The 22,454-nt window shown below is 65.2% G+C and carries 22 protein-coding genes; 16 read left to right on the top strand and 6 right to left on the bottom strand.

Features of this window, described 5'->3' with window-relative positions:
* Window positions 1–54: 54 nt before the first annotated feature.
* From MAF45_RS03015 to MAF45_RS03005, 3 genes are all read right to left on the bottom strand, one after another.
* Window positions 55–486 (bottom strand): META domain-containing protein, encoded by a 432-nt coding sequence (locus MAF45_RS03015; protein WP_237978074.1) that lies wholly within the window; start codon window positions 484–486, stop codon window positions 55–57.
* A 107-nt stretch (window positions 487–593) separates the two neighbouring features.
* Window positions 594–1,460 carry a DMT family transporter gene (locus MAF45_RS03010; protein ID WP_237978073.1) on the bottom strand — a complete coding sequence of 289 codons (867 nt, stop codon included), beginning with the start codon at window positions 1,458–1,460 and terminating at the stop codon, window positions 594–596.
* A 71-nt stretch (window positions 1,461–1,531) separates the two neighbouring features.
* Window positions 1,532–2,428, bottom strand: a complete 897-nt coding sequence (locus MAF45_RS03005; RefSeq protein WP_237978072.1) for a DMT family transporter — start codon at window positions 2,426–2,428, stop codon at window positions 1,532–1,534.
* Between the two features lie 141 nt (window positions 2,429–2,569).
* On the opposite strand from MAF45_RS03005, the gene xseB reads away from it, so the two are divergent.
* From xseB to trhA, 5 genes are all read left to right on the top strand, one after another.
* The gene (gene xseB, locus MAF45_RS03000; RefSeq protein WP_237978071.1) at window positions 2,570–2,899 is read left to right on the top strand and encodes an exodeoxyribonuclease VII small subunit; all 330 of its coding nucleotides are present in this window, start codon (window positions 2,570–2,572) and stop codon (window positions 2,897–2,899) included.
* A gap of 21 nt (window positions 2,900–2,920) precedes the next feature.
* A complete protein-coding gene (locus MAF45_RS02995; RefSeq protein ID WP_237978070.1) occupies window positions 2,921–3,835 on the top strand; it encodes a polyprenyl synthetase family protein in 915 nt (304 codons plus the stop codon).
* A gap of 56 nt (window positions 3,836–3,891) precedes the next feature.
* Window positions 3,892–5,772 carry a 1-deoxy-D-xylulose-5-phosphate synthase gene (dxs, locus tag MAF45_RS02990; protein WP_237978069.1) on the top strand — a complete coding sequence of 627 codons (1,881 nt, stop codon included), beginning with the start codon at window positions 3,892–3,894 and terminating at the stop codon, window positions 5,770–5,772.
* Between the two features lie 92 nt (window positions 5,773–5,864).
* The gene (gene murB, locus MAF45_RS02985; protein ID WP_237978068.1) at window positions 5,865–6,890 is read left to right on the top strand and encodes a UDP-N-acetylmuramate dehydrogenase; all 1,026 of its coding nucleotides are present in this window, start codon (window positions 5,865–5,867) and stop codon (window positions 6,888–6,890) included.
* Window positions 6,891–7,124: 234 nt separating this feature from the next.
* Window positions 7,125–7,796, top strand: coding sequence for a PAQR family membrane homeostasis protein TrhA (trhA, locus tag MAF45_RS02980; protein ID WP_237978067.1), 672 nt, complete (start codon window positions 7,125–7,127; stop codon window positions 7,794–7,796).
* 154 nt (window positions 7,797–7,950) lie between these two features.
* Here the strand turns inward: trhA and MAF45_RS02975 are convergent, their stop codons facing one another.
* Window positions 7,951–9,138, bottom strand: coding sequence for a metallophosphoesterase (locus tag MAF45_RS02975; protein WP_237978066.1), 1,188 nt, complete (start codon window positions 9,136–9,138; stop codon window positions 7,951–7,953).
* Between the two features lie 298 nt (window positions 9,139–9,436).
* The gene (gene rpsT / locus MAF45_RS02970) at window positions 9,437–9,706 is read right to left on the bottom strand and encodes a 30S ribosomal protein S20 (protein ID WP_237978065.1); all 270 of its coding nucleotides are present in this window, start codon (window positions 9,704–9,706) and stop codon (window positions 9,437–9,439) included.
* Between the two features lie 249 nt (window positions 9,707–9,955).
* Here rpsT and murJ point away from each other — a divergent pair, with 249 nt between their 5' ends.
* Window positions 9,956–11,506 (top strand): murein biosynthesis integral membrane protein MurJ, encoded by a 1,551-nt coding sequence (murJ, locus tag MAF45_RS02965; RefSeq protein ID WP_237978064.1) that lies wholly within the window; start codon window positions 9,956–9,958, stop codon window positions 11,504–11,506.
* A gap of 5 nt (window positions 11,507–11,511) precedes the next feature.
* On the opposite strand, the gene MAF45_RS02960 is transcribed toward murJ, so the two are convergent.
* Entirely contained in the window at window positions 11,512–11,781 is a 270-nt protein-coding gene (locus tag MAF45_RS02960) for a hypothetical protein (RefSeq protein WP_237978063.1), read from the bottom strand.
* 179 nt (window positions 11,782–11,960) lie between these two features.
* On the opposite strand from MAF45_RS02960, the gene aroC reads away from it, so the two are divergent.
* From aroC to trpA, 10 genes are all read left to right on the top strand, one after another.
* On the top strand, window positions 11,961–13,022 hold the full coding sequence (aroC, locus tag MAF45_RS02955; RefSeq protein ID WP_237978062.1) for a chorismate synthase: 1,062 nt from the start codon (window positions 11,961–11,963) through the stop codon (window positions 13,020–13,022).
* Between the two features lie 124 nt (window positions 13,023–13,146).
* Window positions 13,147–14,574: a 3-isopropylmalate dehydratase large subunit gene (leuC, locus tag MAF45_RS02950; RefSeq protein ID WP_237978061.1), complete on the top strand. Its 1,428-nt coding sequence runs from the start codon at window positions 13,147–13,149 to the stop codon at window positions 14,572–14,574.
* 25 nt (window positions 14,575–14,599) lie between these two features.
* Window positions 14,600–15,262 (top strand): 3-isopropylmalate dehydratase small subunit, encoded by a 663-nt coding sequence (leuD, locus tag MAF45_RS02945; protein WP_237978060.1) that lies wholly within the window; start codon window positions 14,600–14,602, stop codon window positions 15,260–15,262.
* Between the two features lie 114 nt (window positions 15,263–15,376).
* A complete protein-coding gene (gene leuB, locus MAF45_RS02940) occupies window positions 15,377–16,453 on the top strand; it encodes a 3-isopropylmalate dehydrogenase (RefSeq protein WP_237978059.1) in 1,077 nt (358 codons plus the stop codon).
* Window positions 16,454–16,663: 210 nt separating this feature from the next.
* Window positions 16,664–17,797 (top strand): aspartate-semialdehyde dehydrogenase, encoded by a 1,134-nt coding sequence (asd, locus tag MAF45_RS02935; protein WP_237978058.1) that lies wholly within the window; start codon window positions 16,664–16,666, stop codon window positions 17,795–17,797.
* Between the two features lie 191 nt (window positions 17,798–17,988).
* Window positions 17,989–18,786 (top strand): hypothetical protein, encoded by a 798-nt coding sequence (locus MAF45_RS02930; RefSeq protein WP_237978057.1) that lies wholly within the window; start codon window positions 17,989–17,991, stop codon window positions 18,784–18,786.
* Between the two features lie 6 nt (window positions 18,787–18,792).
* Entirely contained in the window at window positions 18,793–19,578 is a 786-nt protein-coding gene (gene truA, locus MAF45_RS02925) for a tRNA pseudouridine(38-40) synthase TruA (protein ID WP_237978056.1), read from the top strand.
* A gap of 86 nt (window positions 19,579–19,664) precedes the next feature.
* A complete protein-coding gene (locus tag MAF45_RS02920) occupies window positions 19,665–20,345 on the top strand; it encodes a phosphoribosylanthranilate isomerase (protein ID WP_237978055.1) in 681 nt (226 codons plus the stop codon).
* Between the two features lie 74 nt (window positions 20,346–20,419).
* Complete coding sequence (trpB, locus tag MAF45_RS02915) at window positions 20,420–21,613, top strand: tryptophan synthase subunit beta (protein ID WP_237978054.1); 1,194 nt, start codon at window positions 20,420–20,422, stop codon at window positions 21,611–21,613.
* Window positions 21,614–21,619: 6 nt separating this feature from the next.
* The gene (trpA, locus tag MAF45_RS02910) at window positions 21,620–22,417 is read left to right on the top strand and encodes a tryptophan synthase subunit alpha (RefSeq protein WP_237978053.1); all 798 of its coding nucleotides are present in this window, start codon (window positions 21,620–21,622) and stop codon (window positions 22,415–22,417) included.
* Window positions 22,418–22,454: the final 37 nt, after the last annotated feature.

Below are 22,454 nucleotides of genomic sequence, written 5' to 3'. Positions count from 1 at the left end.
TACGGAAAAGGAAGCCGCAGGGCTTTGCGCCCTGCAGGAGCCTGAAAGGGAGCTCTACTGGCATGAGCCTGCCACGGCGGGCGTGAGCCGCAGCAGCTCGCGGCCTTCGGCATCGAGCAGAATGAGATCGCTTCCGGCAGGCTTCGCCGAAGCGGTCCGGTCAAGCGCTCCGGCAAAGGCATGCTCGAGGTCGAGGAACTGCTTCGCGCAGTTGCGGCTGGTCTTGTTGCGGCGCTTGATCGAGAGCCGCTTTCCGTCCGTTTCCCAGGTCCCGCCGAATTCGTTGCACCCCGTGTCGCCCTCGAGGGTTCCGTCTTTGGCGAAATCGACCTCCGGCGGCACCTCGCAGCTGCTGCCCTTGGGAAGCACCATCATCCAGCGGGTGCCCCCGAGATTCTTGAGGGCGGGGGCCTGCGCGGCGCGCGCAGGGGGAAGGCAGCCAAGGGCGAGGGCCGAAAGCGCCAGGGCGAAGGTTCTGCGGTTCATGGGTTCAATCCTGCTTTGGCAATGAGAAGGGAGGCGTCCCGCCTCGGGGCGCCTGAGTGCGACAAGCATAGCGCAGCGGGTCCGGGGGTGAACGGCCGCTGCCTCCTTCAGCCCGCCTGCCTGTGCCTTCGGATGTAGAGCGAGGCGGTGATCCCCGAGACGATGATGATCGCGATGCCCGCCGCGGCGTCCCCGGAGATCCGGTCGCCGAAGAACAGGTAGCCGAAGACGGTGGCGAAGATGATCGCCGAGTACTGCAGCACCGAGGAGACGAGGATGTTCTTCACGCCGAAGGCCTGAGTCATGCACAGCTGCGCTACCGTGGCCGAAAGTCCCATGCCGGCCAGCGGCAGGAGGCTCTCGCGGGTGATCGCGGAGAGGCTGCCGTTCAAGAGCAGGTGTCCTCCCAGGCCCCAGACGGTGCCGAAGGCCGTGTAGTAGAAGACGATCCGCCAGGTGGGCTCGTGCATGCGCGCGAGCTCCCGGATCTGCAGCCCCACGAGAGAGGCGAGGAGTCCCGAGAAGAGGCCCAGCAGCGCGGGCCTCACCTGGCCGGCCGCGACCGTCGGGTGCAGCATCAGCACGACGCCGAAGAAGCCTGCCCCGATGGCCGCTACGAGCCCCCACTGCGGACGCTCGTGATGCAGCAGGGCGGCCGTCGTAATGATGACCGCCATGAACAGGGGATTTGTGTAGTTGAGGGTGAGGCCGGTCGCGAGCGGCAGCAGTCCCATCGCATAGAACCAGAGCGTCATCGAAAAAGTTCCGATGAAACTGCGCTTGAAGTGCCCGAGAAGATGCGGCGTCGCAAGGGTCCGGTGCGTGGCGGCGACCCAGGTGCCGATCAGGATGACACCGAAGAGCGAACGGTAGCCCACCAGTTCGAAAAACGAGAAGTGGCCGGCCCCCATTTTGACAAAGGCGGACATCAGGGCAAAGAAAAACGATGCACCAAGCATCCAGAGTGATCTCATGGGTTTAGGCTGCTTTTTTGTGGTTGGCTGAAAGGCCGGAAAGCTGATTGTAATGCCGCGTCAGAACCCTTTCAGGAGCGGTCCGCAGCGTCTCCCTCGAGTTTTTCCCAGCCTCTGCGCGAGAAATAAGTGGCTGCGGTGCCGGCCGCGATGATGAGCGCGATCCCGAACACCGCCGAGGCGGAGATCGGGCTGCCGAAGGCCACGGCGCTCATGATGGCCGAAAAGACGATCGCGGAAAACTGCAGCGCTGAAGTGAGCAGGATGTTGCCTCCTCCGAAGGCGCGGGTGAGGCACAGCTGTGCCAAAATGCCGAAAAGCCCTACGCCGAGCAGCGGCGCGATGCCCCTGAAGGTCGGGATCACCGCGAGTCCCCGCGGTTCGAAAAAGGAGCCGCACAGGCCCGCGATCACTCCCATCAGCGTGAAGTAAAAGACGATGCGCCAGGTCGGTTCGTGCATCGCGCTCAGCTCCCGCACCTGCAGCATCGCCCAGCAGGAGAGGAATCCGCAGGACAGGCCGATGAGGACGGCCGTGTGCTGGCCGGCGGCAACCGAGGGCTGCAGCACGAGCAGCACGCCGAGAAACCCGGCGATGATCGAGCCCGAGAGGGGCCAGTCGGCGGGCAGCCCGCGCCTGAGGTGCAGCAGCGTGATGTAGGCCGCCATGTAGAGCGGGCTCGTGTAATTGAGCGTCATCGCGGTTTCAAGCGGCAGCCGCCCGAGCACCCAGAACCAGATGACGAGACTCGAGGTGCCGATGAAGGAGCGCTTCACGTGCCCGAGAAAATAGCGCGTGCGGATCGTTCGGCCGCTTGCGGCGATCCAGACTCCCAGCGCGGCGAGCCCGATAAGCGAGCGCCAGAAGACGAGCGCGAAGGTGCCGTAGTCGGCCGCGCCCCATTTGGTGCAGGCTGCCATCAGAGTGAAGAGCACGGCGGCGGCAAGCATCCAGAAGGGCTGAAACATGGCGCAGGACTTCTCGGGGAGGGAAAGGGAAGCAGACGAAAGCGGATTGTAATCCGCCGCGGCCGGCCGGAGTGACGGCCGCGCGGTTCTGTACAATTGAAGCCATCAACGTTTGTTGCATAAGGCGGAGCTTCTTACAAAATGTCAGCAGAAGCGAGGATAGCGGCGAAGAAACTGACCTACGAGCAGGCTGTGGACGAGCTTGAAGAGCTTGTCGCGCGGATGGAGGAGGGCAACCTCCCGCTCGAGGAATCGCTTGAGGCCTACAGGCGCGGCATGGAGCTCACGCGGTTTTGCCGCGGCAAGCTTTCCAGGGCCGAAAAGGAAATCAAAAAGCTGGAGGCTGACGGGGAGCTCTCACCGCTGAAGGACTCGGAGCTGCGGGCCGACAGCGCCTCGAGGGCGCCCGAGCGCCCGGACGCGGTCTCGGGGGCGTCCCCCGCCGCGCTGGACGATGACGTCCCGTTCTGAGGTTCTTGCGGGAGACGGAGCATGACTTCATTTGAAGACTGGGCGCGGGAAAGGCGCGGACATTTCGAAGCGGCGGCCGAGCGGGCGCTGCCCGCGGGCGTTTTCCCGGAACTGCTGCAGGAGGCGATGCGCTGGTCGGTCCTCGGAGGAGGAAAGCGCGTGAGGCCCCTGCTCGCCTATGCGGCGGGCGAACTCACCCAGGCGCCTGAGCCTGCGGTTGACGCCGCTGCTCTCGCGCTTGAATTCATCCACTCCTATTCGCTCGTCCACGACGATCTGCCCTGCATGGACAACGACTCCCTGCGGCACGGCAGGGCCTCGACCCACGCGAAATACGGCTTCGCCGAAGGCGTGCTCGCGGGCGACGCGCTTCAGGCTGAGGCTTTTCGGGTGCTCGCTTCGGGCGCTGTGCCAGGGGCGAGGCTGCAGCGGCTCGTGCGGCTGCTCGCCGAAGGCGCGGGGGTGCGCGGCATGTGCGGCGGGCAGTGGCTCGACATCAAGGCGACGGGCGCAGGGGTGTCCGGCCCGGGCCTTGAAGATCTGAAGCGGCTGCACGCGATGAAGACCGGAGCGCTTATCCGCGCGGCCGTCCTCATGGGCGCGGCCAGCGGCGAGGAGCGGCTGGCCGTTCCGGAGCTTTTCGAGGCTTTGTCTCGCTACGGCTCCGCGGTAGGGCTTGCCTTCCAGATCGTCGACGACATTCTGGACGTGACGGCCGACACGGCGACGCTTGGCAAGTCCGCGGGCAAGGACCGCGAAGAAGGAAAGGCGACCTACGTGTCGCTGCTCGGGCTGGACGAGGCCCGCAGGCTCGCCGCTGAGGCGGGAAGGGAGGCCGCCGCGGCCCTGGACGGCCTCGAGCGCGATCCGCGCTACGCCGGAAAGACAAGGCGGCTTGGAGAGCTCGCGCGCTTTGTGGTGTCGCGAGGCCGCTGAAAGGAGCTCATCCGCCTGAAAAGGAAACAGGCTTAGAGAAAAAGGTCCAGTCAGTCATGGGGAATCTGCTTGATTCGATCAGGAGCCCGGAAGACCTGCGAAAGCTTCCGGAGGAGAAGCTCCCGGAACTTGCCGCTGAGCTTCGAGCCTTCATTGTGGAGTCGGTTTCGAAGACCGGGGGGCACCTCGCCTCGAGCCTCGGGGCGGTGGAGCTTGCCATTGCGATCCACTATGTGTTTGATACGCCCGACGACCGCCTGGTCTGGGACGTGGGGCATCAGGCCTACGCGCACAAGATCCTCACGGGGCGGCGCGAGGCGATGAAGGGGCTGCGCCAGACGGGCGGCATCTCGGGTTTTCCGCGCCGCAGCGAGAGCCCTTTCGACGCCTTTGGAACCGGGCACTCCTCCACCTCGATTTCAGCCGTGCTCGGAATGGCCGTGGGCTCCTATCTTTCCGGACACAGGGACCGCTGGCACATCGCGGTGATAGGCGACGGGGCGCTCACGGGAGGCATGGCAGTCGAGGCGCTGAATGACGCGGGCTCCTGGAAGGACCGCATCCGGCTGCTGGTGATCCTCAACGACAACAACTACTCGATTTCAGCCCCGGTCGGAGCCCTTTCGCGCAACCTTACGAAACTTGTCTCCGCCCCCGCCTTCATGGGGGCGAGGGAGCGCTCCAAGCGCCTTCTCTCCTCAGTCCCGCACCTGTGGGACCTCGCGAAGCGGATGGAAAAGCAGGCCGTGAATTTCTTTTCCCCGCCTTCTTCCCTTTTCTCGACTTTCGACCTTAACTACTTCGGACCGGTGGACGGGCACGACATCGGCTACCTCGTGCGGGTGCTGCGCAACCTGAAGGAGCTGCGCGGCCCGATGGTGCTGCACGTGGTGACGAAAAAGGGCAAGGGCTATCCGCCCGCGGAAGCCGATCCCACGGCTTACCACGGCGTGGGCCGCTTCGACCCCGTGCACGGAATCGCGAAGGCGCCTGCCTCAGGTCCTTCCTACAGCGCGGTTTTCGGGCGGTGGGCCTGCGACACGGCCCGCAGGGACCCGCGCTTTTACGCGATCACGCCTGCCATGCGCGAGGGCTCCGGGCTGGTTGAGTACGCCTCGCTCTATCCCGAGCGCTTCCGCGACGTCTCGATCGCTGAGCAGCACGCCGTCACCTATGCGGCCGGGCTCGCATGCGAGGGCATGAAGCCCGTGGTGGCGATTTACTCGACATTCGCGCAGCGCGCCTTCGACCAGATCGAGCACGACGTCGCGCTGCAGGGCCTGCCGGTTCTTTTCGCCGTGGACCGGGCGGGCATCGTTGGCCCGGACGGCACCACGCACCATGGCTTTTTCGACATTCCCCTTTTCCGGACGCTGCCGGGCGTGACCATTTTCACTCCGTCGGACGAAAACGAGGCGAGGCTTGCGCTCAACACGGCCTACAGCCTGGACTCGACCACCATGGTGCGCTATCCCCGCGGCAAGGGGCCTGGAGTCCCGGTGTCGGCCGGCTTTGAGACGATCCCGGTCGGAAAGGCCCGGACGCTGCGGGAGATCCAGCCCGGCGTTCCCGCCGGGCAGCGCGTCATTTTCCTCGCCTTCGGCTCGATGGCCTGGCGGCTTCAGAAAGCGGCCGAGGAGCTGGGCGCGGGACTCGTTGACATGCGCTTTGCAAAGCCCCTCGATGAGGAGGCGGTGCTCAAGGTGGCCCGTTCCTGCGACTGTCTGGTGACGGCCGAAGAGGGGGCGCTTGAAGGAGGCGCGGGCGACGGGACGCTGGAGCTGCTCGCCTCGCACGGCCTGTCGCCCCGGGTGCTGCAGTTCGGGATTCCGGACCGGTGGGTCCCGCACGGCGCAACCGAGGATCTGATGCGGCTCTGCGGACTCGACACGGACTCCGTCGTGCGGCGCGTGCGCGAAAGACTGGCGCTTCCTTAAGGGGGGCCCCAAAAGGAGTGCGGCGCGGCAGCGGCTTTCTGTTAAAGTATTCTTTTCACTTCGCGCGATAAAACACGATTTCCAGACCAGCCATGCAGATTGAGAAGAACGTTTCCGTCGGGTCTCTCACCACCTTCCATATCGAGGCGAAGGCCTCCCGGCTTCTCACGCTCAAGAGCGAGAACGAGCTGCCCGCCCTGTGCGAGGCGTTCAGGGCCGAAAAGGGCGCGGCCAGGCGGCCGCTTATCCTCGGGGCGGGCTCCAACGTGCTTTTCACGGGCGACTACGACGGGCTTGTGGCGGTGAACCGTCTTACCGGCGTGCGCGAGCTCGAGCCGGGCCCGGAGGGCGAGTACCGCTTCCGCGCGGCCTCGGGCGAAACGATGGACCATCTCGTGCGGATGCTCACCCTTTCGGGGCACCCGGGACTCGAGAATCTCGTCCTCATCCCCGGTTCCGTGGGCGGGGCCGCGGTGCAGAACATCGGGGCCTACGGTCTCGAGGCGGCTGAGCGGATCGAGTCCGTCGAAATCTGCGATCTCGAGGACGGCAGCCGCCGCGTCCTTTCCTGCGAGGAGTGCGACTTCCGCTATCGCGATTCCGTTTTCAAGCGCCCGCAGGCCGCCTCCTGGCTCGTCACCGCGGTCACGTTCTCGCTGCCTGCGCCTCAGGACTGGCTCCCCGTCACGGGCTACAAAGGACTTGCAGCGGCGCTTGAAGGAAAGCCTCTGGACGCGGCCGCCGTGATGCATGCGGTCGAGGCTCTTCGGCGCGCGAAGCTTCCGGACCCCGAGGCGGTCGGCAACGCCGGATCTTTCTTCAAGAACCCGGTCATTCCGGAGCTGCAGGCCCGGGCCCTGCTCGAGTCCTATCCGAGTCTCGTCTCCTACCCGCTTGGCGGCCGGCGCACGAAGCTGGCCGCGGGCTGGCTCATCGAGGCAGCGGGCTTCAAGGGTGCGTCCGTGGGCGCGGCTGCCGTCTGGGACCGGCAGGCGCTCGTCCTTGTGAACCGCGGCGGGGCCACAGGCCGGGATGTCGAGGCGCTTTGCGCCCGCATCATCGAGGGCATCGAGCGGAAGTTCGGCGTGAGACTCACCCCTGAAGTCGTGATTCTCTGAGGCTTTGCGTCAAAACGCTTCAGAAGCCGGCTTTTATCGCGGTTTGTTTACAAATAAACACAGAAATTAGGGTTAACACCTAAAATTGGGCGCGTTTACCGGACGGCCGCCCCGTCACAATGCCAGTTGCCAGCTCAAGGAAGGGTTTCCCCGGATAAGGATCGGACAATCCGGTATGCTTTTCGGGGAAAAGCCCGGTTCCTCTGGCATTTCATTGTGAGTGAGGGAAGAAAAATGGCAGGCCAGGCCGCTTTTTACACATTTGGCGAAGAAGTCGCCAACAGCGTCACGCACGGCGTCGCGGCGCTGCTTTCGATTGCGGGTCTCGTCGTCATGGTGACCTTTGCGGCGCTCTGGAGCCGCTCTGCGGTGGACGTCACCGCGGTGGCGCTGTTCGGGGCCTCGATGATCATCCTTTACACCGCCTCGACGCTCTATCACGCGATTCCCCGGCGAAAGGCGAAAGCGAAGAAAGTCTTCCAGGTCTTCGACCACGCTTCGATTTACCTGCTGATCGCGGGCAGCTACACGCCCTTTTGCCTGATCACGCTGCAGGGGACCCGCGGTTGGGTGCTGTGCATCGTGGAGTGGGTGCTCGCCGCGGTTGGCATCGCCCTGCAGCCGGTTCTGATGAAAAGGGGCGATTTCATCAACTGCCTCATCTACCTGCTGATGGGCTGGCTCGTCCTTGTCGTGATCAAGCCTCTGGTCGAGGCGCTGCCCGCGGGCGGCATCATGCTGCTGGTGGCCGGCGGCCTCGCGTATTCGGCAGGAGTCTTCTTCTACGTGAAGGAGCGCATCCCCTTCCACCACGCGATTTGGCACGTCTTCGTCTTCGCGGGGACGCTGCTGCAGTTCTTTTCGGTGCTCTTTTACGTGCTGCCGAGCAGCTACGTCACGGCCTGAGGCCGCAGCAGGGGCGGCTCAGACCCCTTAAGCGCCAGGGCTTCTCGCGCGTGGAATGAAAAGGCGCAAATAAAAGGCGCGGCCTTTCCGGAAAGGAAGGCCGCGCCTTCGTCGTCTTTGGGGCGGGGCCCTGCGGTAAGCCCGGCTCCTGCGTCTATCTGGCCGCCTGCGCCGAGCGCAGCGTGATCAGGGTGAGTTCCGGGGGAACGCCCAGGCGCATCGGCGCCCCGCTCCACAGGCCGAACCCTGCGCTCACGTAAAGAGGCATGCTCCCGAACCGGTACAGGCCGTGGACGTAGCCGTGGTTCTGAAGAGCGACCATTGGCCAGAGAAAGAGCATCTGGGAGCCGTGCGTGTGGCCCGCGAGCTCGAGGTCCACCTTCCAGCGCGGATCGGCCTGGGGGGCGGGATTCTCCGGGCGGTGGATGAGTGCGATGCGGAGCGCGTCGGGGGCGGCGTCGGACAGCGCCTTCGAAATGTCAGGCCCCGGGAAGCCGCGCAGTTCTCCGGAACGGTCCGTGAGGCCGGCCACGGTGACGGCCCCGCCTCGGAGCGTGAGGCGCACCGAGCCGTTCTCGAGCAGCGGCAGCCCCAGGCTGCGGTAGCACTCGCGCCAGGCCGCGAAGTCCACGTAATAGTCATGGTTGCCCGGCACCATGACGACCGGAGCGCTCTTTTGAAGGCCGACGAGAACCCTGACATCGGCGAGTCTCGCCTGCGGCGTGCCGTCCGCGATGTCGCCTGTCACCACGATGAGATCGGGCTTCAGGGTCTGCGCGGCCTTGACGATCCTCACGATCCGTCTGTGGGCGAAAAGGGGCGAGAGATGCACGTCGGTGAGCTGCACGATCCGAAGGCCGTCCATCGAGGAGGGAAGACGGGGAATCGGAATCTCGACCTCGCGGATGAGGGGCAGGCGCTGGGTTTGCCAGGTTCCGTAGGCCGCGCCCGCGAAGGCGAGGAAGGCGAAGAAGGCGGGAAGGGCTGCTGAACGCTTCCGCTCGGGTGCGAAGGAAAGGCTGAAGGAGTCGCCCGAAATCCGGCGGCGGATTTTTCCTGCGGCCCAGCGCAGCGCGAGCCACAGGTCGCGCAGCACGAGCAGGAGCGTCTCAAGAAAGGCCGCGGAGAAAAAGAAGCCTGAGACGACAATCGCGATGTGCATGCCGTCGCCCCAGGGCCTCGTGATGCCCATCACAACGAGGATCGGGTAGACGGCGTAGGAGAGGGCGGCAAAAACGGCGGCCGAAATCTGCAGCAGGCCTCTGCCCCGCAAAAGGGAATAGATCCTAAGCGCCGTGTAAAGGCCCAGCGCGCCAAGCGCCCAGTAGTAAGAGGTGTACATGTCTCGAAGACCCCGGAGTCCGCGGCAGCGGAGAAAGCATCGGCATGCCGCGGCTCTGTTGAAGGATGCGGAAATTTTATCTTCGCGGAGCTGGCCCCGCCAGCAGGAGCGTCCCCGGATTCCTGCGGCCTGAGGGGCTTTTGAGGCGGGAAAACGCCTGGTCCCTGCTTCCGGCCCGATGCAGCTTCAGAGGACCGGGCGACAAAAAAGCCTCCGGTCCTTGAGGGATCAGAGGCTTTGGCACTTTTTTGCCGGCGGGGGCAGTCAGCTGTCCCGGGCCGGCTTCAAAAAAGCGGGATTACTTCGCAGCGATCGCCTTGATGGCGGCCGACAGGCGGCTCTTCTGGCGGGCGGCGGCGTTCTTGTGCAGAACGTGGCGGCAGGCGAGGCGGTCGAGGATGCCGGAGGTCTTCTTGAACTCTTCGGCGGCGGCAGCCTTGTTGCCGGCGGCGACGAGCTTCTCAACCGCCTTGATGGCGGTGCGGTAGCGGGTGCGCTGGGCGGTGAGGCGAAGATTGTGTTCGACGGCCTGGCGGACGCGCTTGCGGGCCTGTTTGGTGTTGGCCATTTTTCTGTTTCCTTTTAATTTGCCCGGTGGAATCTCGATCCCAGTGGGGCTTATGAGTAAAAAAAGATTTTCCGAAGCCCGGAAAATCCGAAAGAATGGATTATGTCAGAAAAAGCGGTCGAAGGCAAAGTCTGCGGCAGCGCCCAAAGCAGGAGAAAGCGCCGAAGGGTAGACTAAGCCATCCATTTTTTCCAGGAGGCATGGGCGCGGCCGCCTCCGTTGCGCCTGCGCCCCGTTTGTCTTTTCGCCATGAGTCTGCTTCGATCCGCCGCCTCGGTTTCGCTCCTGACGCTTCTGTCGCGCATCACCGGCGTGATCCGTGACATGCTGATCTCCCGCTATTTCGGCGCGACGATCGAAACCGATGCCTTTTACGTCGCCTTCAGGCTGCCCAACATGCTGCGAAGACTCTTTGCCGAAGGGGCTTTCCAGCAGGCCTTCGTCCCCATGGTGGCCTCGGTGCGGGCGACCGAGGGCGAACAGCGCACCAAGGCCTTCGTGGATCATGTTTTTTCCGTGCTGGCTCCTTCGGTGGTCGCCGTGAGCATTCTCGGGGTGCTTTTCGCCCCCGTTCTCGTCTGGCTCATCGCCTCGGGCCTCGCCTCGGATGCCGGGGGCTTTGCCCTGGCCACCTCGCTCACGCGCTGGATGTTCCCCTACATCGCCTTCATGAGCCTCGTGGCGATGAGCGCTGCGGTGCTCAACACCTACCGGAAGTTCCGTGTGCCGGCCTTCACGCCGGTGCTGCTCAACCTGTCCTTCATCGGCTGCTCGCTGCTGCTCGCCCCGCACCTGAGCCGTCCGATCTACGCGCTTGCCGCAGCCGTGATCCTGGGCGGTTGCCTGCAGCTCGCCTTCCAGGTTCCGGCCCTGCGCCGGATCGGGATGATCCCGAAGTTCGGCAGCCTGCGCGAGGCCTCCGGCGACAAGAACGTGCGCTCGGTGCTCAAGCTGATGGCTCCGGCGCTTTTCGGCGTGGCGGTGGCTCAGCTCTCGATCCTCATCAACACGAACATCGCCTCGCACCTGTCGCGCGGGGCGGTCACCTGGCTGCACTATGCGGATCTTCTCATGGAGTTTCCGACGGCGCTGCTCGGGGTGGCGCTCGGCACCGTGATGCTTCCGTCGCTGTCGGCCGCGCACGCCGCCGGCGACGAGGCCCGCTACAACGGGCTGCTCGACCACGGGCTGCGGCTTGTGGTGCTTTTCGGCATCCCCGCGGCCGTGGGGCTCTTCGCTATGGCCGAGGGGCTGGTGGCGTTTCTCTTCGGCGGCCGGGCCTTCTCCGGCGCGGACGTCCTGCAGACCTCCTACGGCGTGGTGGGCTACTCGGTGGGGCTGATCGGCCTGATCGCGCTCAAGATCGTGGCTCCTGCCTTCTATGCGAGAAAGGACATCAGGACCCCGGTGAAAGTGGCCGCGCTCAGCCTCGTCTGCGTCCAGGCGATCAACCTTGTGTCGGTGCCGCTTTTCGCGCAGGCGGGGCTGGCGCTTTCCGTGGGGCTGGGCAGTCTCGTCAATTCCGGCACGCTCCTCTACCTGCTCGGCAGGCGGGGAATCTACCGGCCGCTGCCGGGCTGGGGAAAGCACTTTTTCAGAATTATCGCCGCGTCCTTCCTGATGCTCGCGGTGCTGCTGGGGCTGCAGTGGGGCGAGCACTGGGCGCAGCTTTCCGACCCCTGGCTGGTGCGGGCTGCGAAAGTGCTCGGGATGGTCGCGGCCGGGGCCGCGGTGTACGGCGCGGGGCTTCTCCTGCTGGGCTTCAGGCCCAGGGACCTGAGGCCTCCGCGCGGCTCCTGAAAGCTTCAGGCCGCTTCATCTTCCGCTTGCCCGAAGGGATAGGCGCGCGGGTAGGCGAGCAGCTCGTCCTCCGAGAAAAGGTCGAGTCCCGAGGCTCCGCAGCGGGCGGTGTTCACCGCGTAGTTGAGCTTGGCGTAGACCTCGGCCACACGGTCCTGCAGGATTTCATCCGCCTCCTCGGGGTGCTTTGCGAGCTCTTCGATGGCGGCGTCCAGCGCTTCGCGGGCGTCCGTGAGAGTGGCTTCCAGCCATTCGGTCTGAATCGGTTCTGCCATGGCGGTTTGCTCCTGTCTTGAGTCATGAAGGGCCCCTCGGGGCCGCTTTGTCGCCGAAAGTCTAAAACAGAATCGCTAGAAAGTCCGTAGAATCGTCCGGCAACAGGCTTTCCGAGGCGCGGGGCGGGGCTTTGTCCCCCGGCGCTCCCGGGCCGGCCGCAGAAAGGAGAATAAAGCTTATGTCAGGATCCTCGATGGGACGCATATTCACCGTGACCAATTTTGGGGAAAGCCATGGTCCGGCGATAGGCTGCGTCGTGGACGGCGTCCCCGCGGGCCTCGCGCTCGAAGCCTCGGACATCCAGCAGGAGCTCGACCGCCGCCGTCCCGGCACGAGCCGCTTTGTCACGCAGCGGCGCGAGGCCGACGCCGTGGAGATTCTCTCCGGGCTCTACGAGGGCCGCACCACGGGTTCGCCCGTCGCGCTGCTGATCCGCAACACAGACCAGAAAAGCCGGGACTACAGCGCGATCGCCGACAAGTTCCGGCCCGGACACGCCGACTACGGCTACTTCACGAAGTACGGCTTGCGCGACCCCCGGGGCGGCGGCCGAAGCAGCGCGAGGCTCACCGCTCCCACGGTCGCGGCCGGCGCGATCGCGAAAAAGTGGCTCGCGAGGGAGTTTGGCACGGTCGTCCGCGCCTGCGTGACTCAGGTGGGGCCGGTGCGCTTTCCGGTCGAGGACTGGGCGCAGACCGGCGCGAACCCCTTTTTTGCGGCCACCGCCCGCGAGGAGCCGCTGCGTCAGGCCGGGGAGCTTCTTGATCAGCTTCGGCGCGAGAGCGACTCGATCGGGGCGAGGCTGCGGCTTGAGGCGCTCAACGTCCCCGCGGGGCTGGGAGAGCCCGTCTACGACAGGCTTGACGCGAGGCTCGCCTGCGCGCTTATGGGGCTGAACGCCGTGAAGGCGGTCTCGATCGGCGAGGGCTTCGGCGTCTGCGGCATGCGCGGCAGCGAAAACAACGACGAGATGACCTCCGGAGGCTTCCTGACGAACCACGCGGGCGGAATCCTGGGCGGGATTTCGACCGGAGAGCCGGTCGTGGCCGAGCTCGGCATCAAGCCCACGCCCTCCATCCGCCGCCAGCAGAGGACGCGCGATGAGGCCGGAAGCGAGGTGCTCATCTCCACCACCGGCCGGCACGATCCCTGCGTGGGGCTGCGGGCCGCGCCGGTTGCCGAGGCGCTCGCCGCGGCGGTTCTCATGGACTTCGCGCTTCTGGCCCGGTGCGCGCGCTGAGCCGCCTCTGCGCCCGCATTGTTAAAATCAGGCATCGCCAGTCACGAAATTTTATGCAGGGCGGTCCCCGCGCGTTGCGGGAACCCGGCCGCCCTTACTGTTAGGAAAGCGGAAAAAAGACCCTATGACAGCCAAGACTCTCTACGACAAGCTCTGGGACGAGCACGTGGTGTCCGCCAAGGCGGACGGCACAACGGTTCTCTACATCGACCGCCACCTGATTCACGAGGTCACTTCTCCCCAGGCCTTCGAGGGGCTTGCAGAAATGAAGCGCAGGCCCTGGCGGATGAGCTCGGTCGTTGCTACGACCGACCACAACACGCCCACCACGGGCTGGGAAAGGGGACTCGACGGGATCGAGGACCCGGTCTCGAAGCTTCAGGTGACGACGCTCGTCGACAACATGAAGAAAAATCCTCCGGCGGGCTTCTTCCCGTTTCTGTCCCGCCGCCAGGGCGTGATCCACGTGATGGGGCCTGAGGAAGGGGCGACGCTGCCGGGCATGACCGTGGTCTGCGGCGACAGCCACACCTCGACGCACGGGGCGTTCGCCACGCTCGCGATGGGCATCGGCACCTCCGAGGTCGAGCACGTGCTCGCAACGCAGACGCTGATCACCCGCAAGAACCGCAACATGCTGGTGCGGGTGGAGGGCGAGCTGCAGAAGGGCGTCACCGCCAAGGACATCGCCCTCGCCTTCATCGGCAGGGTCGGCACGGCCGGCGGCACCGGCTGCACGATCGAGTTCGCGGGGTCGGCCATCAGGTCGCTTTCCATGGAAGGCCGCATGACGCTGTGCAACATGGCGATCGAGGCCGGGGCTCGCTCCGGGCTCGTTGCCGTTGACGAAAAGACGATCGAGTACCTGAAGGGCAGGCCGCTCGCTCCCGAGGGTGCCCTCTGGGACCAGGCGGTCGAGTACTGGAAGACGCTCAAATCCGACCCGGACGCACACTACGACCTCGTGGTCGACATGCGGGCCGAGGAGATAGAGCCCATGGTGAGCTGGGGCACTTCTCCGGAGATGGTCGCCCCGATTACGGGCGTGGTTCCGGATCCGAAGGACCAGCCCGATCCGGTGAGGCGCGAGGGCTGGGAGCGGGCGCTCGCCTACATGGATTTGAAGCCCGGGACCCCGATGACCGAGATTTCCCCGGACCACGTGTTCCTTGGCTCCTGCACGAACGGCCGCTACGAGGACTTCAAGGCCGCGGCCGAAGTGATCCGCAGGATGGGCGGCCGGAAGGCTCCCGGCATCGTCCAGGCTCTCGCGGTTCCCGGCTCCGGCCTTGTGAAGGAGCAGTGCGAGCGCGAGGGGCTTGACCGGGTGTTCACCGAGGCCGGCTGGGAGTGGAGGATGCCGGGCTGCTCGATGTGTCTTGCGATGAACGCTGACCGGCTCAATGCGGGCGAGCGCTGCGCCTCGACCTCCAACCGCAATTTCGAGGGCCGGCAGGGCCGGGGCTCGCGCACGCACCTCGCGAGTCCGGCGATGGCGGCTGCGGCAGCCATGGCGGGCCACTTCGTGGACATTCGCAAGATTCTCAAGTAATTCGGACGGGAGGAAGGATTCCATCATGCAACAGTTCATTCGCCACACGGGACTGGTCTGCCCGCTCGATCGCTCGAACGTCGACACGGACGCCATCATCCCCAAGCAGTTCCTGAAGTCGATCTACCGCACGGGCTACGGACCGAACCTTTTCGACGGCTGGCGCTACCTCGACCGGGGCGAGCCCGGAATGGACAACAGCCGCCGGCCTCTCAACCCGGATTTTGTGCTGAACAAGCCCCGCTACAAGGGGGCTGAGATCCTGCTTGCCCGCAAGAACTTCGGCTGCGGATCCTCGCGCGAGCACGCGCCCTGGGCGATCCTGCAGTACGGCTTCAAGGCGGTGATCGCCCCGTCGTTTGCGGACATCTTCTACAACAACTCGCTCAAGAACGGGCTCGTGCTGGTCACGGTGGACGACAAGACGCTCGACCGTTATTTCCGTGACTGCGAGGCGCACGAAGGCTACAGGCTCACCGTGGACCTCGAGCGGCGCGTCGTGGTGGAGCCCGACGGCACGGAGACTTCCTTTCCTTTCAACGAGTTCCGCCGCGAGGCGATCATGAAGGGGCTGGACGACATCGGCATCACGCTCGCCACGCAGGTGGAGAATATCCGCGCCTTTGAGCAGAAGCGGCTAGCCGAAAAGCCCTGGCTCGTGAAGAAATTCCCCGCCGGACTTGACTGAGGGCGGAGCCGCAAGGCCGTTTCAGACGGGGAGGAGGGAGCCTCTCAAGGCTTCCTTCCCTCCGTGAAAGCAAGCACATCAAGCAATACTTACGGAAAAAAGCAGAAGAGAGAAATGACAAAGAAAATTGCAGTGCTCCCGGGCGACGGGATCGGTCCTGAAATCATGGATCAGGCCGTCAAGGTCCTCAAGGCCCTGGGCGAGAACTTTGAATACGAGTACGCCGACGTGGGCGGAGTCGCCTACGCCCGCCACGGGCACCCGCTGCCCGAGGAGACGCTCGGGCTTGCGAAGTCGGCCGACGCCGTGCTGTTTGGCGCCGTTGGCGACTTCAAGTACGACACGCTCGAGCGCAGCCTCCGCCCCGAGCAGGCGATTCTGGGACTGCGCAAGAACCTCAACCTCTTTGCGAACCTGAGGCCCGCGGTGTGCTATCCGGAGCTCGTGTCCGCCTCCACGCTCAAGCCTGAGGTGGTGAGCGGGCTTGATCTCGTGATCGTGCGCGAGCTCACGGGCGACGTCTACTTCGGAAAGCCCCGCGGCCGCAGGCTTTCTCCCGACGGAGCCTTCAAGGGTGCGGAAGAGGGCTTTGACACTATGCGCTACAGCCGTCCGGAGATCGAGCGCATCGCCCACGTGGGCTTCAGGACGGCCATGCAGAGGAAGAAGCATGTGACCTGCGTCGACAAGAGCAATGTGCTTGAAACCTCGCAGCTCTGGCGCGAGGTGGTGACTGAAGTCTCGAAGTCCTATCCCGAGGTGAAGCTCGACTACCTCTACGTCGACAACGCCGCGATGCAGCTCGTGCGCGCGCCCACCTCGCTCGACGTGGTGCTCACCGGTAACCTCTTCGGCGACATCCTGTCCGACGAGGCCGCGATGCTCACCGGCTCGATCGGGATGCTCGCCTCGGCCTCGCTCAACGAAAAGGGCACAGGGCTTTTCGAGCCCTCGCACGGCTCGGCCCCCGACATCGCGGGCAAGAACATCGCCAATCCGATCGCAACCGTGGAATCTGCGGCGATGATGCTGCGCTACGCCTTCCATATGGACGAGCAGGCCGACCGCATTGAAAACGCGATCAAGTCCGTGCTCGCCGCCGGAATCCGCACCGGGGACATCTGGAGCGAGGGCTGCCGCAAGGTGAGCTGCTCGGAGATGGGCGACGCGATCCGCGACGCTCTGCGCTGACATAAGCCGGGGCGGCCCCGGCAGACCGGCATCCTGAGAGTGCCCGAAGCAGTAATTCTGCTTCGGGCGTATTCTTAATACTCAGCGGCAGCCGGACAGGCGTCACGCGCGGAACGGTCGCCGCTTTGGCACACAACAACGAAAGAGAGCCGCGGCGGGCAGCGCCCTTTTCTTTTTTCCGCGGCCTCAAGAAAAGAGGGGGAAACAGCCATGATTCTCGGTATGGTGGGCTGGCGCGGCATGGTGGGCTCGGTGCTCACGAGCCGCATGCAGCAGGAAAACGACTTCGCGCTGGCCGACAAGGTGCTTTTCTATTCCACTTCCAACCCGGGCGGCCCGGCTCCGGCGCTGCCGAACGGCGAGCCGCGTCTTCTTGGCGCGAACAGCGTGGAGGACCTCGCGCGCTGCGATGCGATCATCACCTGTCAGGGTGGAGACTATACGAAGGCTCTTCATCCGAAGCTGCGCGATGCGGGCTGGAAGGGCTACTGGATCGACGCCGCGAGCGCGCTGCGGATGGACGACAACGCGGTGATCATTCTCGACCCGGTGAACGACGCGGTGATCCGCCGCGCACTTTCTGAAGGCGGGCTCGACTACATCGGCGGAAACTGCACGGTGTCGCTCATGCTGATGGCGATGGACGGGCTCATCCGCGAGGATCTGGTCGAGTGGGTGAGCTCCATGACCTATCAGGCGGCCTCGGGAGCAGGCGCGAAGAACATGCGCGAGCTGCTGCTGCAGATGGGGGCCCTCTACGGATCCGTGAAGGACCTGCTCGCCGACCCGAAGTCTTCCATCCTTGAAATTGACCGCCGCGTGAGCGCGGAGTTCCGCAGCCCGGACTTCCCGAAGGAGGCCTTCGGCGAGCCGCTGGCGGGCTCGGTGCTGCCTTGGATCGACAAAGAGCTTCCCAACGGCATGTCGCGCGAGGAATGGAAGGGCGGAGCCGAGGCGAACAAGATCCTCGGCCGCCCCTACCAGCCAGCGCCCGGCTCCATCATCATTGAGGGGCTGTGCGTGAGGATCAGCTCGATGCGCTGCCACAGCCAGGCCCTCACCGTGAAGCTGAAGAAGGATCTTCCGGTGGAGGAGATCGAGGCGAAGCTCGCGGCGGCCAATCCCTGGGTGAAGGTGATCCCGAACCACAAGGAGGTGTCGCTCAAGGAGCTGTCGCCCGCGTACGTGGCGGGCACGCTCTCGGTGCCGATCGGGCGCATCAGGAAGCTTGCCATGGGGCCGGAGTACATTTCCGCCTTCACGGTGGGCGACCAGCTGCTCTGGGGCGCGGCCGAGCCGCTGCGCCGCATGTGGCGGATTCTCTGCGGCTTCAAGAAGGCTTAAGGCCGTCCGGGGGAAGGCTCCTTCCGGAGGGGTTTCCGCCCGGCACACAGGCGGGTGAAAGGCTTTCGACGGCTTTCGGGCCGCGAAAGCCTTTCGCTTTCCGCGACCGGGAGGCTTCCCGTGACGCTGCGGCCCATTTCCGGCTAGGATAGTGGGCGAGTTTTCCCTTCCACCGACCGCACAGAAGGATCATGATGAACATCCGAAACCTGATGCTGGGAGCGGCGCTGGCCGCGGCCTCGCTGTCGGCTCACGCCGAGGGACAGCCGATCGAGCCGCCTGCGGCCGCGCAGTCCGCCGCAGCCGGGCAGGGCGCGCAGCCCCCGCTGTCTGCGCCGACGGCCTCACCTGAGGCCCCTGCCGCGGCTTCCGCCGAGGCCTCCGTTCCGGCCGTGAGCCACAAGCCGGAGCCGGTCGCGGAAGAGCCCCTTCCCGCCTGGCCTTTTTACGCGGCGGGGGGCGCTGCGGTCCTCGTGCTTGCTCTTGTCCTTGCCCTTCGCCGCCGCAGGCACAGCGAGCTTGCGGGCGTGCGCAACGCCCAGACTGATTTCTGGAATCCAATCCGCTTCGTTCCTTTCCATAAGGACTCGAAGCCCCTGCCGCAGGCGGGCTCCGGCCCTGAGCCCGGGCTCGAGGCGGTGGACAAGACCGTAGAGGCTGTGATGAAGGCCGAGGCCGAGGAAAGGCTGCGTCGCGGAGGGTCTGAGGGCGAGTCTGCGCGGGAAAGTGGCTCGGACGGCTCCGGGCAGGCGCCGGTGCAGACCGGGAGGATCGATCCCCGGCGGGCTCTGGTGGAGCTGCTTGAAGCGAAGGTGAAGCTCTCGCGAGACTTCATCGCCCGGGGCGCGATCAAGGAGGCACGGGAGCTTGCCGAGGACGTTCGGCGCGAACCTTCAGCGCCCGAACCGCTCAAGGCCGAGGCGCGCGAGATTCTGCGCGAGCTGGGACCTGCGCCCCGTCCCAGCGCTCCGGTTGAAAAAGAGGACTGAAAGGCCATGCGGGTCGCTTTGGGGATCGAGTACGACGGCCGGCCTTTCAACGGCTGGCAGGTCCAGCCGGATCTGCCGACGGTGCAGGCCGCCCTTGAGCGGGCGCTTTCGCGCTTCTGCGGAACGGGGCAGGCGATTGCCACGATCTGTGCGGGCCGTACCGACACCGGAGTGCATGCCACGGGTCAGGTGGTTCACTTCGATGCCCCGGTCTCGCGCCCGATGAGCTCCTGGGTGCGGGGCACAAACGCGTTTCTGCCTGAAACGGTCGCGGTGCGCTGGGCTCGCGAGGTGCCGGAGGATTTTTCCGCCCGCTTCTCCGCCTCGGAGCGCACCTATGAATACTGGATTCTCAACGACCCGGTGCGCTCCCCGCTTCTGGCGGGCCGCACCGGATGGTGCTTCCGGCCCTGCCGGGAGGAGTTCATGCGCGAGGCCGCGCGGCCGCTGCTCGGCCGGCACGACTTCACGAGCTTCCGGGCCGCGGAGTGCCAGGCGAAAAGTCCTGTGCGGACGCTGCGCGAAGTGACGATCGAACGGCGGGGGCGGCTGATCGGCATCCGCCTTCGGGCCGACGGGTTCCTGCAGCATATGGTGCGCAACATCGTGGGTAGCCTCGTCTACGCGGGGATCGGGCGCGTGCCGCCTGAATGGGTGGGCGAGGTGCTCGAAGCCTGCGACCGCAGCAAGGCTGCTCCGACCTTTTCGCCCGCCGGGCTCTATCTCACCGGCGTGCTCTATCCGGGATCGGGCCTGCCTGAAAAAGGCGAAAGTCCCTTCTGGCCGCTTTGACGGCCGGCCTCTTCATTTCCTTTGAAAAAAATACTGACTGGGCTTTCTTAAGCGGAGAATTTCTGCTAAAGCCCCTGGAGTGCATGATGCAGGGCAGTTTCCTAAAAAATGTGAGGACCGGGCGCGTGCAGGTGAAGATCTGCGGATTCACCCGCCCGGAAAACGTGCGCGAGGCGGCGGCGCTGTCAGCTGACGCCTTCGGTTTCGTTCTTTTCAGGAAAAGCAGGCGCTTCGTTCCTGAGGAGGCTCTTGAGGCGCTGCTCGCAGAGGTCCCGCAGCGAATCACGCCGGTGCTGCTGCTGGTCGACCCTGCGCCGGAGCAGGTGCTGAGGTTTTCCAAAAAGTTTCCCCGCGTGATGCTCCAGTTTCACGGGAGCGAATCGAGGGCGCTTTGCGAGCTCTCGGGCCTCCCCTACATGAAGGCCGTGCATTTCAGGCAGCCGGGCGATCTCGCGCGGGCCGCGCGGGATTACCCGACGGCCTCGGGTATTCTCGCTGACTGCCCGGCTCCGGACGCGGCGGCGGCCCCGGGCGGCAACGGTGCCGCCTTCGACTGGGAGGCGGCCCGCGCCGAGGCTGCGGGGCTTCCCCTCCCGCTCGTACTCGCAGGGGGTCTCAACGCCTCGAACGCGTCCCGGGCCGTGAGGCTTCTTCGGCCCGCGGCGCTTGACGTGAGCAGCGGGGTGGAAAAATCTCCCGGAATTAAGGATATGATTAAGGCAGAACAATTTCTGGTTTCGGCCCGGAGTGCAGCGAACCTCGCGTGAGGCTTCAGGCCGTCCTGCCGGTCGGGGAAAAAGGAATTTCCGGCCGGATTTTCAAGTCGAAAGAGGAATCATCCATGTATAACATGCCGGACAAGAAGGGGCACTTCGGCCCCTATGGCGGCGTATTCGCTTCTGAAACGCTAATCAGCGCGCTCACCGAGCTTAAGCAGGCCTACGAGCGCTATCGCAATGATCCTGATTTCGACCGAGAGTGGCGCTACGAGCTTGAGCACTATGTAGGCCGCCCCTCCCCGATCTACTACTGCGAGCGGCTCTCCGAGATGACCGGCGGCGCTCAGATCTACCTCAAGCGCGAAGACCTCAACCATACCGGGGCCCACAAGGTGAACAACACCGTCGGGCAGGCGCTTCTCGCGAAGCGCATGGGCAAGAAGCGCGTGATCGCCGAGACGGGCGCAGGCCAGCACGGCGTGGCCGCGGCCACCGTAGCGGCCCGCTACGGCATGAAGTGCTGCGTCTACATGGGCGCGAAGGATGTCGAGCGCCAGGCCCCGAACGTGCTTCGCATGAAGCTGCTCGGCGCGGAAGTGCGTCCCGTTACGACGGGCTCCGGCACCCTCAAGGACGCCCTGAACGAGGCGATGCGCGACTGGGTGACGAATGTGGACGACACCTTCTACATCATCGGCACCGTGGCCGGCCCCGCTCCCTATCCGGAAATGGTCCGCAACTTCAATGCGATCGTCTCCGAGGAAACGGTGAAGCAGTTCCCGGCGATGACCGGCTCGGAGCCCGACTATGTGGTCGCCTGCGTGGGCGGCGGCAGCAACGCGATCGGAGCCTTCTACCACTGGATCGACCACAAGAATGTGAAGCTCGTGGGCGTCGAGGCCGCGGGCCGCGGCCTTGAGACGGGCGAACACTGCGCCTCGCTCGAGCGCGGCACGACCGGCGTGCTGCACGGCAACCGCACCGCGCTTCTCATGGAAAACGAGGGCCAGATCAAGCCCGCCTATTCCATTTCCGCGGGTCTTGATTACCCGGGAGTGGGCCCCGAGCACGCGTACCTGCGCGACATCGGGCGCGCCCAGTACGTGGCGATCACCGACCAGGAGGCGCTCGACGCCTTCCACAAGCTCTGCCTGATCGAGGGCATCATCCCGGCGCTCGAGTCGAGCCACGCGCTTGCCTACGCGCTCAAGATCGCCCCGACGCTGCCGCGCGACAAGAAGATCCTCGTGAATCTTTCGGGCCGCGGCGACAAGGACCTGGAAGTTGTGCTGAAGACCATGGGCGAAAAGGAGTAAGAAGAAATGTCACGTCTGGAATCCAGTTTCAAAGAGCTCCGCGAGGCGGGCAGGAAAGCCCTGGTTCCCTACATCTGCGCGGGAGATCCGTCGCTCGAGGCGACGGTGCCCCTCATGCACGCGCTTGTCGCGGCCGGCGCCACGGCGATCGAGCTGGGCATGCCGTTTTCCGACCCGATGGCCGACGGCCCCGTGATCCAGCGCGCCTCCGAGCGCGCGATTGAAAACGGCGCGAACCTCGACTACGTCTTCGAGTGCCTGAGGAAGTTCCGCGAGACCGACAGCCGCACGCCTGTGGTGCTCATGGGCTATGCGAACCCCGTCGAATACCGCGGGCAGGAAAAGTTCATCGCGGACGCGAAGGCTTCGGGCGCGGATGGGATCCTCATCGTCGACTATCCCTACGACGAGGTCCCCGAGTTCTACGAAGCGGTGAAAAAAGCCGGAATGGATCCGATTTTCATGCTCGCACCCACCTCTGCCGAGTCCCGCGTGAAGGAGGTCTGCGCCCTGGCGACCGGATACCTCTACTACGTGTCCCTCAAGGGCACCACCGGCGCGGGCACGCTTGACATCGGCTCGGTGCGCGAGAATGTCGCGAGAATCGAGAAGTACGCGAAGTGCCCGGTGCTCGTGGGCTTTGGCATCAGCAGCGGCGAGACCGCCCGCGCGATCGCCCAGACCTGCAGCGGGGTCATCATCGGCTCGGCCCTGATCCGCCACGTGACCGCGCACCGCGAGGATGCCATCGCCGCCGCCGGCAGCTGGATCTCCGAGATCCGGCGCGCCCTTGACGCGGCCTGATGCGGGCCTTCGGCTTTTTTGGGTAATGAAAACGGCC

This window comes from Mesosutterella porci, assembly GCF_022134585.1.
GTDB lineage: Bacteria > Pseudomonadota > Gammaproteobacteria > Burkholderiales > Burkholderiaceae_F > Mesosutterella > Mesosutterella porci.
This window is presented reverse-complemented; position numbering and strand designations above follow the sequence as displayed.